General features: G+C 51.8%; 16 protein-coding genes. 7 read left to right on the top strand and 9 right to left on the bottom strand.

Going from position 1 to position 14,004, the window contains the following annotated elements:
- From PT964_RS22065 to PT964_RS22030, 8 genes are all read right to left on the bottom strand, one after another.
- Window positions 1-960, bottom strand: coding sequence for an AAA family ATPase (locus tag PT964_RS22065; RefSeq protein WP_274365525.1), 960 nt, complete (start codon window positions 958-960; stop codon window positions 1-3).
- Between the two features lie 143 nt (window positions 961-1,103).
- Window positions 1,104-1,466, bottom strand: a complete 363-nt coding sequence (gene spoVAE / locus PT964_RS22060) for a stage V sporulation protein AE (protein WP_274365524.1) — start codon at window positions 1,464-1,466, stop codon at window positions 1,104-1,106.
- The gene (spoVAD, locus tag PT964_RS22055) at window positions 1,466-2,482 is read right to left on the bottom strand and encodes a stage V sporulation protein AD (RefSeq protein ID WP_274365523.1); all 1,017 of its coding nucleotides are present in this window, start codon (window positions 2,480-2,482) and stop codon (window positions 1,466-1,468) included. The genes spoVAE and spoVAD overlap by 1 nt, the downstream gene beginning before the upstream one ends.
- Complete coding sequence (gene spoVAC / locus PT964_RS22050; protein ID WP_274365522.1) at window positions 2,479-2,961, bottom strand: stage V sporulation protein AC; 483 nt, start codon at window positions 2,959-2,961, stop codon at window positions 2,479-2,481. The genes spoVAD and spoVAC overlap by 4 nt, the downstream gene beginning before the upstream one ends.
- 93 nt (window positions 2,962-3,054) lie before the next feature.
- Window positions 3,055-3,258, bottom strand: a complete 204-nt coding sequence (locus PT964_RS22045; RefSeq protein ID WP_274365521.1) for a hypothetical protein — start codon at window positions 3,256-3,258, stop codon at window positions 3,055-3,057.
- Window positions 3,259-3,320: 62 nt separating this feature from the next.
- A complete protein-coding gene (locus PT964_RS22040; RefSeq protein ID WP_274365520.1) occupies window positions 3,321-4,220 on the bottom strand; it encodes a Ger(x)C family spore germination protein in 900 nt (299 codons plus the stop codon).
- Between the two features lie 34 nt (window positions 4,221-4,254).
- A complete protein-coding gene (locus tag PT964_RS22035) occupies window positions 4,255-5,676 on the bottom strand; it encodes a spore germination protein (RefSeq protein WP_274365519.1) in 1,422 nt (473 codons plus the stop codon).
- Window positions 5,673-6,758, bottom strand: coding sequence for a GerAB/ArcD/ProY family transporter (locus PT964_RS22030; RefSeq protein WP_274365518.1), 1,086 nt, complete (start codon window positions 6,756-6,758; stop codon window positions 5,673-5,675). Before PT964_RS22030 ends, PT964_RS22035 begins: the two co-directional genes overlap by 4 nt.
- A gap of 197 nt (window positions 6,759-6,955) precedes the next feature.
- Here PT964_RS22030 and PT964_RS22025 point away from each other — a divergent pair, with 197 nt between their 5' ends.
- The 7 genes from PT964_RS22025 (at window position 6,956) to PT964_RS21995 (ending at window position 13,655) form a co-directional block, all read left to right on the top strand.
- The gene (locus PT964_RS22025; protein ID WP_274365517.1) at window positions 6,956-7,672 is read left to right on the top strand and encodes a response regulator transcription factor; all 717 of its coding nucleotides are present in this window, start codon (window positions 6,956-6,958) and stop codon (window positions 7,670-7,672) included.
- Window positions 7,669-8,895 carry a sensor histidine kinase gene (locus tag PT964_RS22020; RefSeq protein WP_274365516.1) on the top strand — a complete coding sequence of 409 codons (1,227 nt, stop codon included), beginning with the start codon at window positions 7,669-7,671 and terminating at the stop codon, window positions 8,893-8,895. Before PT964_RS22025 ends, PT964_RS22020 begins: the two co-directional genes overlap by 4 nt.
- A gap of 225 nt (window positions 8,896-9,120) precedes the next feature.
- The gene (locus PT964_RS22015; RefSeq protein ID WP_274365515.1) at window positions 9,121-10,401 is read left to right on the top strand and encodes an ArnT family glycosyltransferase; all 1,281 of its coding nucleotides are present in this window, start codon (window positions 9,121-9,123) and stop codon (window positions 10,399-10,401) included.
- The gene (locus tag PT964_RS22010) at window positions 10,376-11,128 is read left to right on the top strand and encodes a glycosyltransferase family 2 protein (RefSeq protein WP_274365514.1); all 753 of its coding nucleotides are present in this window, start codon (window positions 10,376-10,378) and stop codon (window positions 11,126-11,128) included. The genes PT964_RS22015 and PT964_RS22010 overlap by 26 nt, the downstream gene beginning before the upstream one ends.
- Window positions 11,118-11,588, top strand: a complete 471-nt coding sequence (locus PT964_RS22005; protein WP_274365513.1) for a DUF2304 domain-containing protein — start codon at window positions 11,118-11,120, stop codon at window positions 11,586-11,588. The genes PT964_RS22010 and PT964_RS22005 overlap by 11 nt, the downstream gene beginning before the upstream one ends.
- Window positions 11,488-11,832, top strand: a complete 345-nt coding sequence (locus PT964_RS22000) for an EamA family transporter (RefSeq protein ID WP_274365512.1) — start codon at window positions 11,488-11,490, stop codon at window positions 11,830-11,832. Before PT964_RS22005 ends, PT964_RS22000 begins: the two co-directional genes overlap by 101 nt.
- A gap of 56 nt (window positions 11,833-11,888) precedes the next feature.
- A complete protein-coding gene (locus PT964_RS21995) occupies window positions 11,889-13,655 on the top strand; it encodes a copper amine oxidase N-terminal domain-containing protein (RefSeq protein ID WP_274365511.1) in 1,767 nt (588 codons plus the stop codon).
- 70 nt (window positions 13,656-13,725) lie between these two features.
- On the opposite strand, the gene PT964_RS21990 is transcribed toward PT964_RS21995, so the two are convergent.
- Window positions 13,726-14,004, bottom strand: a 279-nt coding sequence (locus tag PT964_RS21990) for a sigma-70 family RNA polymerase sigma factor (protein ID WP_274365510.1), incomplete at its 5' end; no start/stop codon positions are given.

Raw genomic sequence — 14,004 nt, 5'->3', positions numbered from 1 at the left:
TTAACGCTCCAGCCTGACAGGCGCTCTGGATTCGCGCAATACGGCGTCCAATACGGAGGAGACGGTAACTCCTTCCATTCTCGCTTCGGTTTCCAGCACCAGCCTGTGTCCAAGCACGTAAGGCACCAGCTTTTTGATATCGTCCGGAATGACGTAATCCCGGCCCTGAATCAAGGCGCAGGCTTTGGCGGCCGTAATCAGCGCAAGCGTCGCCCGCGGGCTTGCGCCAAGCAGCAGGTGCCGGTTTTCTCTCGTGCTCCTGACGATGTTCACCGCATAATGGGTCACGTTCTCGTCGACATGGATGTCCCGGACGCGCTGCTGCACTTGAAGCAGCCGCTGCGTATCCGTCACGGGCTCCAGCGCGTCGAGCGGACGCGCCTTGGATTGCACTTGGGCCATACGGCGTTCGGTGCCCTCATCGGGATAGCCGAGCGAAAACTTGAACATAAACCGGTCCATCTGCGCTTCCGGCAGCACATACGTCCCTTCGAAATCGATCGGATTTTGGGTTGCGAGCAGCAGGAACGGCTGCGGCAGCGGGTGCGGCTCGCCGTCGACCGTGACGTGATGCTCCTCCATCGCCTCCAGCAGCGCGGATTGCGTCTTAGTCGTCGCGCGATTGATTTCGTCGATTAATAAAATGTTCGTCATAATCGGACCGGGCCGGTATTCGAACCGTTCATTCTTCGGATGATATATGGCCACACCCGTAATGTCGGTAGGCAGTAAGTCAGGGTTGCATTGAATGCGGCGAAACTCCGTATTGACGGATTTGGCGAGCGCTTTGATCAGTACGGTCTTTCCGGTGCCCGGCACGTCCTCCAGCAGCACGTGCCCGCCTGCGATGAGCGCCGTTACAAGAAGCTCGATTTCCGCGCTTTTGCCGTATATGCACGATTCCAAATTGCGTTTCAGTTCATTCAACATTAGAACATCCTCTTGAAAAAGCGCTTCCATTTCCGGTTGCCTCCCCTGTAAATAAAACGTCCTCATGTCCATATTACTAGAAGGAAAAGGTCGCCGTATACCCATATGCGCTACATTTTTTCCTGCAAGTGCAAAAAAACCTCGCGAAGCATCGCGAGGTTTTGCAGCTTGCGTTAGCCCTTCGGCCTTGCCAGCAGGGCGGCGAAGAAGGAAAATACGATTGCGGCCGTAATTCCGGCGCTAGTATAGTGGTACACCCCTCCGAACAACCCGGCCCAGCCCGTCTGCCCAAGCTCCGTCAAGGCACCGTGAGTGAGCTGATTGCCGAACGAGGTGATCGGCACGGTAGCGCCCGCTCCGGCGAATTCGATCAGCGGATCGTACAAGCCTACGCCGTCCAATATGGCTCCGATGACGACAAGGGTTACCATCGTGTGCGCCGGCGTCAGTTTCAGCACATCGAACATGAGCTGCCCCACGACGCATATGGCCCCTCCGACAAGAAACGCCCATACAAAAGGAAGAACCGCGTTCATCATTGCACCTCCCCGCTTTCAAAGGCTACCGCATGAGCGATGCAAGGAATGCTTTCCTTCTGCTGATACGTTACCGGAGAATGGAGAGAGCCGGTGGCGACGACGAGCATCCGTTTCAACTCCCCGCGCTCCATGCGCTTCAGCAGATGCCCGTACGTAACGGCCGCGGAGCAGCCGCACCCGCTCGCCCCGGCAAACATTTGCTGCTTTTCCCGGTCGTATATCATGAGTCCGCAGTCGTCATACACGGTTTCTTCGATCGGAACCCCGAATTTTTGGAACAATTCCCGGGCGATTTGAGAGCCGTACGCCGCCAAATCTCCGGTTACGATCAAATCGTAATATCCGGGCGATACGCCCCGGTCCCTCAAATGGGCCATAATCGTGTCTACGGCGGCAGGAGCCATGGCGGCGCCCATATTGTTCGGATCCTTCAGACCCATATCGACCACCTTCCCGATGGTCGCGGCGGTGATTTTCGGTCCGTTCCCGGTTTTCGACACAAGCGCCGCGCCTGCGGCCGTAACCGTATTTTGCGCCGTCTCCACCTTCTGCCCGCCGTATTCGGTCGGATAGCGGAACTGTCTTTCGACGGAGCAGTTGTGGCTGGTCGTCCCCGCGATAACCCGGTCCGCGTTGCCCGTGTTGACGAGCAGCGACGCGATGGCCAAGCTTTCCATCGACGTCGAGCATGCACCGAATACGCCTAAGTACGGAATGCCGAACGAACGCGCGGAGAACGTAGCGCTCACGATCTGGTTCATTAAATCTCCGCCGACAAAAAAGTCTACGTCATCAATCGCAAGGCCCGCCTTTTGGACCGTCAGCATGGCGGCTTGCTCCAGCAGCTTCCGTTCCGCGCATTCCCATGATTTTTCGCCGATATACAAATCGCTATGAACAATGTCGAAATCGTTCGCCAGCGGTCCGGCTCCTTCGTCCGGACCGACGACGGAAGCGCTCGTTTGAATGATCGGGGCGTTCTCGAACAACCAGGTTTGTTCGCCGAGCTTCATCCCTGCTGCCCCCCCGTGCCGATCATCCAATGAATAACGGCCACTACGAATGCGGCGACGGTCCCGAACACGACGACCGAGCCTGCAAGCTTAAACATTTTGGTCGATACGCCGAGCACGATGCCTTCGCTTCGATGTTCGATGGCCGCGGAGCACATCGAGTTCGCAAAGCCGGTGACGGGAACGGCCGATCCGGCGCCGGCCCATTGCCCGAGCTTATCGTAAACCCCAAAGCTGGTTGCAATGACCGAAAGCAATATCAAGATGACGACCGTAGGAAGCCCCGCTTGCTCCTTCGTCATATCCGCATACTTTACGAACAACGTAGAAATAACTTGTCCGATGACGCAGATGATTCCCCCCGCCACGAAGGCGCGGGTTATATTTTTTAACAGAGGGCGGGCAGGCTCGTTCTTTTTTGCGATCGATTGGTATTCTTTGGGGGTTAAGCCGAATTTTTTCTTTGCCGCTGTTGCCATGCTTACAAGCCTCCTTGAACCGTTGTCATAACATACCGCTACATTCATTATGACCTGCGGCTCGGACTTGTATGTTTTGTAAATTCATGTAACTCAGTCCCGTTTTGTGCTTCTTACTTTGGAGATTCCCCCGCTTTCGAGCTTCACTTTCACATCAATCGAAATACTGTCCTTGTCCAGAGGAACATGACCGCTCCGCTCGAATTTTTTCCATCCGGCGGCATCCGATCTGTACAGCTCGTCGGAGAGGCGGTACACATCCGCGCCGATTTCCAGCCCTTTGAGATATGTCGACATAATCTCCTTCTTGATTTGCGCAGCCGCCATTCTCTCGAGCTTTCGATCGGATACGGATTGGCTTAACTGGGCAGGCTTCCGCTTGCAGACACTTTTATTTTAAATCGAACTCTCCCGCCCTCGAGCTCGGGTATAATTTCGGGCTTAACTTCTTCCATTGTAAACATCGCCACCAACGAACCGCCTTTAGAGTCGCCGTTCTTTAGGCTCACATGGGCCCGGACCGTCTTCTCGTTAAGCCATCGCAGCCCTAATATATGCCGGCGCGGCAAGCATCCCTTCAGTTCCTTGCTTTGCAAGAAGCATACTCCGCCCGTACGCAATTTGGGGGAACGTTCTTTGTTATCCATCCAGTTGTCATGTACAATCTGGAGATAGGGCAATAAAGTCGTATCCGCTTTTTCTTTCCATTGCCAAATAAATTTGTACAAATACAAAGGGGCGGCGACGGAGCTTTGCTCATAAGCGTTGCTCGGATTGTTCAGTTTCGAATAAAGCACGGACAGCTGCACGTTCGACGGGGTCGCAAATATTTCTTCGATCGGATCTTTGGCAGCCCATGTCCATACGGTATATCTGAACTCGTAATAACGATCGAACACATCAAGCGCTTCGTTTACGATCCCTTTTTTTAAAGCAGCCTCGCTGAACACGAGAGACCTGACGTGGCTCCATGCGATTCTTTGCTGGCTCGAGGCGTACAAGTTGAAAAATGCGCCGTCGACCGTATCTCCTTGCGCTTTGCCGATGTAAATTTTTTGTTCCTCCGACTCCGATCCCTGCTCCCTTTTTGCAATCCCGCTGAAACTGATCATTTGTATGTAAAGAACGACTTTACCGCCTTCGTAATCGAATCCGATCGAATTGGCATAGATCATGTGCTCGATTTCTTTAGCTCCCCAGCAGCCGGAAAGCATAAAAGCTAACAGCGGAAATAGTAACGCGTTTCGGAGTTGCTTCATTTTCGTTACACTCCTCTCGCCGATACGAAAGAAATCAGTTTTTCTTCCCCCACGGCATCCTCGCGATGACTTTGTAAAGATCGCGCGCCGACGGCGGCGATATGGGGGACAAATAATACGTGCCGAAGGAACGCAGGTTGACCATGTACAGAACTACGGCCATGAGACAAACCAGTACGCCGAACAAGCCGAAAATGCCGCCGACGATCAATACAAAAATGCGTATGAGGCTCACAACCCCCACCAGCGACTGATTGACCAGCGAGAAGGTGGAAAGCACGGAAATGGCAATGACTACGGTTGTTCCCGGTGCGGCAATGCCGGCGCTTATGGCGGCTTGTCCGATAATGAGGCCGCCGACTACGGACAGCGTTTGGCCGAACGCCGACGGAAGGCGCATTCCCGCTTCCCGAAATATTTCAAACAGGATCAGCATGATAAGAGCTTCCAAGGGGACAGGAAACGGAACCCCCTGCCTTGCCGTAACCAAGGTAGCCAATAAGGTGAAGGGCAGCTGGTCCTGGTGAAATGTAAGCAGCGCTATGAAAAAACCGGGCAAAAACAGCGATATGATTATCCCGAGGATTCTTAACAGTCTGATAAACATGACAAAGCTGTTAACCATGTGCGCATCTTCGGAAGTATTGAGCAGGAAGCTGAAATTGACAGGCGCTATGATCGCGGTCGGGGATCCTTCCGCAAAAAGTACGAATCTTCCGTTCATGAGCGAGTTCACGGCAAAATCCGGTCTTCCGGTATAGGAATACTTCGGAAACAACGAAAAGCCCGTCAATAATTCTTCCAATTGTGTGCTGCTGATTATTCCGTCCGCCCGGATGCTCTTGATTTTAGTCTGTATTTCCCGCAGTACCGCTTGATCAATGACGTGCTGTAAATATAAAAGACTCACTTTCGTTGACGTTTGGCTGCCGATGATATGCTCTTCAACCGCGAGCTGATTTGTCTTCAGTCTCTTTCTGATCAATCCGATATTCGTCATCGTTTCTTCCGTAAATCCGTCTTTCGGCCCTCTCGTCGATACTTCGGTATTCGGTTCGTCAGGATTCCGCTTCGGCGGATCCCCCATTTTAACCGCGTATACTTGGTCGGACGTCTCGAATAGTAAGATCAAATCGCCCTCCAATACTTTGTTCGTCAATTCGGATTTCAAATTTTCCGTTGAGAGAGGGGCCATAAGATACGGCACATGTTTCTCCAATTCGTCAGGATCGGATAAAGAAAAGCGCTCGGCCGCTTTTTTCAGGATCGGCACAAATTGCTTGTACAACCCGGAGGTATCGCAAAGTCCCGCGCAATATACAAGCAGCACGCTTAATTCCGCATCCCCCTGCGGCAAGACGATTTTTATCATTTCGATATCGGAGCTATTCTGAAACAATCGCCGGACGTCTTCTTCGCTGATCGGGAAGCGCTGCGCGCTATCGGTCATGATCATGATTTGGCGTCTCTCCTCAAGTGCGGAACATATATGAGTATCACAATAACGAGCGAATATCCGATCATCGTCCAAACGATCCACGGCAGCACATAATGGGCTAACGCATCTAAAAATAACGGGTCGCTGACGGGCATTACCGAAAGGTAAACCATGGCGGAGGTGATGAACGCAAGCGCCCAAACTTTGAATTTGCCGTTCCATCTAAAGATCTCGAGTATCAAATACATCGTCAGAGAAATTCTTAAAAACGCGCCGCAAAACCATTGATATATACTGAAAAAATCTACATGCTCTATGTATTGGCCGATAATGACGAGCCTCCACTCTTCATAAGCGGGATACCTGAGCTTGGCTGCTTGGTCGGGGCCGAACTCGATGATGGCTCCCATTAACGGCCCGAGCGTCAGACCGATCAGAATAAACATAAGCAGCATTAACGAAGCGAACGAAATTTTGGAACGAATCCTATGATATACAAAGAGAATCATGATAACTTCTACAAATCCGGCGCCCGCATAAACCGCTCCGTCCCAAACCGGCTGCATGCCGTGCTCCAGGAACGGCCTTAGCAGCGTGTAATTTTTATGAGGAACGTTAGCCAGCATAACGAAAAAACCGAGTAGGACGACAAACGGCAGCAATATTCCGGCCGTATTGGCAAGCGATCGGAGCCCCATATAGGCGTTGGCCGCACATACGATGACGAGTATGATCGCAATAATTACATTCGGGGTTTGCGGCGAGAACGTAAGGCGAATCCACGTTACGGTATCTCTCGTCGTGATCCCGCATAAGACAAGCATGTAAATGCAAGCGATAATCGCCAATATATGTCCGGCGACCGGGTGATACGTACGCGTTATCCACTGAAAAACATGCTGCTTAACCATTTTGGCTATCGCCAGATACAAAAGTCCGATCCAAACAAACGCCAATCCCCCGGCCGCTAAAACGGAAATCCATGCATCGCGCTTGGCCGTATCCACCAGAATGGGAATTATGATGACATGGTTCATCAATCCGGTGCTCAACATCATGATCATAACCAATTGCACGAACGAGATGGACGAGTTGTTCATGTTTCTTACCTTTCGTGACCGCAAGTAATGTACAAGGTATTTTGTCCGCCGCTTGGTTAAATATGTAACCCCGAAAAAATCAGGATCTTAAGCGAATGTTAAGAAATTCATGACCTTTATGTTAAGAGTTTTGGTGTATGATCTTATTTAATGACTTGCTCTTAGTTTTATATTACTCAAAGAGGTGCAAATCCCGCATGTCCAGAGAAGCCGTTCTTCTCGTTGATGATGAGAAAGAAATCATTAAGCTGATCGAAATTTATCTTAAGAATGAAGGATACGTTCTGTATAAAGCCGCTAACGGCCTGGAAGCCTTGGACATCCTGCGCAGCCATCCGGTGGATCTGATCATTCTCGATGTCATGATGCCCGAAATGGACGGGATCCAAGCATGCATGAAAATCCGCGAGGAGAACAATACCCCGATTATTATGCTGTCGGCGAAAAGCCAGGATATCGATAAAATTTCAGGCCTCAGTATCGGTGCCGACGACTATGTCACTAAGCCGTTCAATCCTCTGGAACTGGTCGCCCGGGTCAAATCTCAGATCCGGCGGTACAAGCTGTTAAACTACCGCAGCGTTCCCGCCGAAAATGAGATCGTAATCGACGACTTGGTGATAAACACCGCAACGCATACCGTGACGGTTGACGACCAAGAGGTGAAGCTGACGCCCCGTGAGTTTGAAATTTTGAAACTGCTTGCATTCAACCAAGGAATCGTGCTCAGTATGGACAAAATTTACGAGGAAGTATGGAACGAGCCATTCATGGAATCGAAAAACACGGTCATGGTCCATATTCGCAAACTCCGCGAAAAAATCGAGAAAGACGCCCAGAACCCCGCTTTCATTAAAACCGTCTGGGGCATCGGTTACAAAATGAAATCGACGAAGGAGGTGCAGCAGCCATGAAGAGCAAGGTATACATCGGCATACGGTGGAAGTTCCTTGCGGTATTCGTCGGTTGTATCGGGCTAACGCTGTTGTTCGTTCTGCTCGGTTGGCTGCTGGCCTCCTATTTGATCGTGTATCAGCCTTATAACGCGCCCCTCAGATGGGTGATCAACCATATCGGTTCCCAGCCTACCGCCGTAGTATTGGGAGCAGGCTTTTTTGTGTTTCTCTACATATCCGCCACCCGGCCGTTCGTTCGGAATGCCAAGGAACTTGCCGCTGTTCTGGAGGATATGGCGAGCGGCAGGCTTCACGTTTCCGCTGATGTAAAAACCGCCGATGAGCTTGGTACCATCGCAGGGAACATCAACGGCTTATCCGAACAGATACACTCTTATCTTGAAGAAATCCATCATGGGTTGACCGAAATTGCCAAGGGACATTTTGATTACCAAATCCCGGTGAGGGAGAACCACGAGCTCGGCCGGATTGCAGACAGCATCAACGCGATGAGCGAACAACTAAACCGTTCCATTCAGGAAGAGCGAAACGCCGAGAGAACGAAGAACGAATTGATTACAGGCGTTTCCCACGACCTGCGGACCCCGCTGACCACCATTCTCGGTTTCCTGGAAATCATCGATAAGGATCGTTATACCGATGAGGTGGAGCTCCGCTATTACATGAATATCGCCTACGAAAAATCACTCGCCCTCAAAAAGCTCGTCGAAGATCTCTTCGAGTACACCCGGATTAACAACGGCATGCCCCTTCATTTGCAAGAGCTGGATGTGGGCGGGTTCTTTCAGCAGCTGGCCGAAGAATTCGTTCCCAGCCTGGAGAAGGCAAGCATGGCACTTCAAATTCACGCCCCGGAACGGCCGGTGACGATACGTGCCGACGGGGATCATCTGGTGCGCGCGTATGAAAATCTGATTTCCAATGCGATCAAATACGGAAGCAGCGGCAAGTATATCGACATCTATATTGCTCGGGAGGAAGGGCATGCCCGCGTGCGCATTTGCAATTACGGAGAACCGATTCCGAAGCAGGACCTTCCGTATATATTCGAACGCTTCTACCGCGTCGAAAAATCTCGTTCCAAAGCTACCGGCGGCACCGGGCTCGGACTGGCGATCACAAAGAGCATCATCGAGGTACACGGAGGACAAATCTCCGTAGAGAGTTCTACCGAACGGACGGTATTTGAAACCCGGCTTCCCGCCGCGGTTCCGTCATGACAGCTCCCGCCGCTAGGCGGGAGCTTTTTTGCGCTCACATTCCGCCATTCATTCGGTAAAAATCACCAATATCCGCTAAAATACTTAAGCATTTGTTAAGCATTTGAGTAGTCCTCCGTTAAGAAGTCTCCGGTACTCTTGGATTCAACATAAGGACATCTGTCATCGGTCGTATCGTCCGAGACTTTGCATGTCTATAGATAGAGGAAGGAGTACGAATCTCGAATGAACGCGATCATTTCCAAAGTTTCACCCGCTTATAAGAAGCCGATGCTCATCATGTTGATCTTTCTGATCTTCACACTTGCAACTTATTTGCGGCTCGATTTCCTAGTCTCGGTGAAACACCATACCCCGCACGACACCTTACATTACGATGTTATGGTCCGACAGCTGCTGGAAAAAGGCATTTACGCCTACAAGGACACTCAGCCGAACGCTCAGGTTACCCCGGGATACCCTCTGTTTATGGCGGCTGTGTACAAGCTGGCAGATTACCGGAACCATGACCCGTTCCCGTACATTCGCTATATCCAGTTCGGTCTTAGTCTGGTCACTCTATGGCTGATGTACACGATCGCACGGAAGCTGGGCGGAACGAAGGCAGCCATGGTTGTTTTGCTGATCAGCAGCGTATATCCGCCTTTTATTTGGAGCAACGGAGCCGTTCTCACGGAAACTCTGGCCTGCTTCTTCCTGATTCTCTATATTCGTTTGCAATTGGCTGCCTTTGAGAACAAGACGCGGACTGTCGCTTTGCTAAGCGGAAGCGTCATGGGCCTGTTAATTCTGACCCGGCCGGAGTTTCTGATTTTGATCGTGCCGGTGTACGTATTCCATCTTCTCCGGATAAAGGAACTTCGCCTTACGCTAAAGCTGCTGCTGCTCGCCTGCATCGGAACGGGCATTGTCCTCTCGCCGTGGGTGATCCGTAATATCGTTTCTCTGCATGAGGTGGTTGTCGCTTCGACCCAGGTTAATCCGTTTGCGGCGGGCACCTACCCGGACAAAAACTACGAAGACGGCCTGGTGGACCGGCATGGCAAAACCCAGATGGAAGTCGCCAAAGAGCGGCTGAAAATCGGCTTTACGCAGCATACCTGGGTATTCATCAAATGGTACACCGTCGGAAAGCTCAAGTACATTTATACGAATATGTTTTTCGGCGCCGGCCACGGCCCGCTATACCGGGTGCTTCCGAGTCCGCTGGGCAGCCTGCTGCATATGGCGCTTGTATGGTTCTGCCCGATAGCCTTAATCGCAACGTTTCGGAGGTGGAAGCAGCCTCTGGCGCTGCTTGCGCTGATCGTGGCAGTCATGACGGTCACCCGCCTGGCTTTCGTGCCCGAGTACCGCTATAACTACACCGCCATGCCGCTGATCATTATGATGGATGCGGTGACTAGTGTGGCTATCCTCCGTTGGGTATGGATTAAATTAACCAAACCGTCATCCCGTTCACAGAAAGGAGACGTTTCTCATGCCGAGCCGAGCGGAAATCCGTAAACAACCCTTCAAGGTTCTCGTCATCGTGCCTGCCTATAACGAAGCCGAGGGTATTGCGCAGGTCATTCACCGGCTCCGCCGGGAAACGCCTTACGCAGACGTTCTTGTCATCAACGACGGGTCCAATGACGCGACCGGCCCAATTGCGAGGGCAGCCGGGGTCAACGTCATCGACCTCACCTGCAATTTGGGTATCGGCGGTGCCGTTCAGACCGGTTACCGCTATGCGGCGGAGCATCATTACGATTATGCCGTGCAAATTGACGGCGACGGACAGCATAATCCGTCCGATCTGGGCCGGCTTCTGTTCGCCATGTTCGATACCAAAGCCGACATGGTGATCGGCTCCCGGTTTATCACCAAGCAAGGCTTTCAGTCCACCTTTGCCCGTAAAATGGGTATCGGTCTGCTGTCGGCCCTCCTGAGCCGATTGACCGGAAGGACTGTTACCGACCCTACTTCTGGCTACCGTTTGTGCGGAAGACGAGCCATCTCCCTGTTTGCCCGGGAGTACCCGGCCGATTATCCCGAAGTAGAGGCACTGATGCTGCTCTACAACCGGGAGTTGTCTTTTACCGAAATCCCGGTCGTCATGAATGAGCGTCAGGGCGGCGTGTCGAGCATATCGGCGCTAAAGTCTGTGTACTACATGTCCAAAGTCATCCTATCCGTCCTGCTAATGAAAACGATGAAAAGAAAAGCGTGGGAAAATCGCTATGAATCTTAATATTTACCTCATCAGTTTTTGCATCAGCCTAGCGTTCGCCTGCACGATCTTGGTTTTGATCCGTAAGCGCAAACTGCGGGAGCAATATGCGCTTCTCTGGCTCCTGTTGAGCTCGGTCATGATGGCGCTGTCCCTGTTTCCGTCTTTTCTCGACGAAGTCGCACGGTGGATTCATATTTATTATCCTCCATCCCTGCTTTATTTTCTAAGCGTGGTTGCCGTGTTGTTCATTCTGCTCCATCTGACGATGGCCGTCTCATCTCTCACGCACCGGGTCATTATTTTGACCCAAACACTGGGCCTCCAGGAACAGCGCATGAAAGAGCTCGACGCCCAGATTACGGAGGTGATTCGCTGTCATGGCGTACTTGATGCTTCTGCTCAATATCATTCTCCTTGTTGCCGGGCAGATCTCTTGGAAAATCGGTCTGCAGCAGCAAGGGGGCATTCGCATCGGTAATCTCTTTCCGGTCCTGTTCTCGCCATTGATCCTGCTCGGGATTGCGCTATATGCCCTGGCCACCGGACTGTGGTTCATCGTGCTCTCCCGATTGCCTTTGAGTCTTGCCTACCCTTTACAAAGCCTGGCTTATGCGGTCGGAATTTTTGCCGCATGGTATGTCTTCGGCGAGAGCGTCCCGCTGAACCGCTGGATCGGGGCCGCCGTCATCGTTCTGGGCGCGGCCATCATTGCCGCAAAATGACCTAAGCGCCGTATAACAATCCATTATTACAATCCATTAAGGAGTTAGACACTTACATGAAAATGCAAAAAGCAATTCTGCTCATCGCCTCGATTCTGTTGGCCTCTTATGAAGTACCTTCTGCATTCGCAGAAACCTCACAGATAGAGTCCGGTTCACAGACAGACCAAAGCTCCGCAAAAACGATCCTCTATTTAAACAGCAACCGGATCCAGAGTAACGGAGCCGCCCATACCTTAAGCGGCACCACGGTGGTGAGGCAAGGAGTTACCTATGTCAGTCTCCGTTCCCTCGCCGGCTTCCTGGGTTATACGGTTACCTACGATGCGGTTGCCAAAGAAATCAGCGCAGCCTCAAACAATACTGTGGCCCGGTACCGGGTACATACGAAGACGTACGAAGTCAACGAAAGCCAACAAATGATGAGAGGCGAAGCCTACGTAGACAAAGGCGTCCTTATGGTCCCGATCACCTCGCTGACGGCCGCCTTTCGGATCCCTTATACGCTCGATGGAGATCGAATCACGCTGTCCCCCGGTGGCTTGGGTTCCGGAACCGTTACGGAAGAGCCGCAGAATGAACCTCCAAAAGCTTATTTTAGAACGGATAAGGATCAATACCGGATCGGTGAAACGGTGACGATCTATGACGAGAGTACCGATGACGAAAATGCGATCACCGGCCGGGAGTGGGGGAACAACGAACCCGTCTTTTTCGAAGCCGGTTTGGTCGAAATCAAGCTTACGGTGAAAGACAAGCACGGGCTAACCTCGACTTACAGCAAGCAAATCGAGATTACATCCGACGTGATGTACAGCAAGGAAGAATATGGCATGCGCATCGCTCCGCCGGGAAGCTCTATCGATATCAATGACATGGTTTTATCCTATGCGTCACTGCCGTATACTTACGCGACCGAGCCATATGTTTTATTCCGCACCAGCGGACCTGAATCAGTCAATGAGGAAGGAATTTTGTATCGGGACACCATTTCCGGGCCAACCCGCCTGATGATTCATCACAAAAACAGCCTCAATACCAAGGCTCGATTTTACTTGATTGCGACCAATCGGAATGACACGGCCGTTTCGATTCAGTATGAAAATGCAGGTTTCGCCGGACCGTCTCCATTTCCCGAGTTGACCGGACGGATGGCTGGAGCAAGGTATTTGCAGTCTACCTTAACCGGGAATGAGCTGCCGAGCGGGCAAATTGCGCCTGGCGAGAGCGTTGCTCTCTTCCCTCAACTGAATGCCGCCGTTGCTGCTCCCGGAGATGTCGTATCGCTGAACGCCGATCTGACCAGTGACGGGCCGATCGAATACACCATGTTGATGGTCCGGGCTGATCAAGACCCGATCGCGGCTCTGCCCTTCCTGCCTGACTTGAACCCATTCGAGTCGATCGTCCGCGGAACGTTTGCAGATTCAACCCGTGTGTTCACATATGACGGTATCGTTGGACAAAAACCGGAACGCCTGCCGCTCACCGATAACACTAGTGATCCTTTTCAGGAGGGGATGGACGGGATACTTAACAGCGTCGCTATAAACTCCGGCAATTATGGCGTGCTGTACAAAATCACCTTGAATCGCGTCTCGCCAGGTACGCTGATCGCCTTTAACCCTCGAGGGGGAAGATACTTTGGTTCGGCAAGGGTCAACCGGCAAGTCGTCGATATTAAGTCTAGCGGATCCCAGCAAAGTGCCACGGTTTTGTACCGGACCAAAGATCAGGAGGAGAAAGTCGAAATTTGGTTATCCCCCGCCTCCGGCAGCAATTTGCCGTTTACCCTGCTTTTTCTGCCCATCTCAGAGGAATAGAAAGAGCCCGTCAAAGCGGTTTCGCTTTGACGGGCATCACCAGTATGCCTGCATTAGATGAATTTATGTTTCACCGCTTCGCCTTATAAAACTCATGGTACAGCTTCATGAGCGCCCGCTTCTCGATGCGCGACACGTAGGAGCGGCTGATGCCGAGCTCCTTGGCGATTTCGCGCTGCGTACGCTCCTCGCCGCCCTGATCGAGCCCGAACCGTCCTTTAATGACCTCTTGCTCTCTTTCGTCCAAAATATCTAGGTTTTGGTAAATTTTACTTTTCTCAATTTTGAACTGTACCTTCTCAAGCACCTCATCCGACTCGGTGCCGAGAATATCGATCAACGTAATTTC

The organism is Paenibacillus thermotolerans, assembly GCF_028745515.1.
In the GTDB taxonomy this organism is placed as follows: domain Bacteria; phylum Bacillota; class Bacilli; order Paenibacillales; family YIM-B00363; genus Paenibacillus_AE; species Paenibacillus_AE thermotolerans.
The sequence above is the reverse complement of the archived record's forward strand: the minus strand, read 5'-3'. Positions and strand labels throughout refer to the sequence as shown.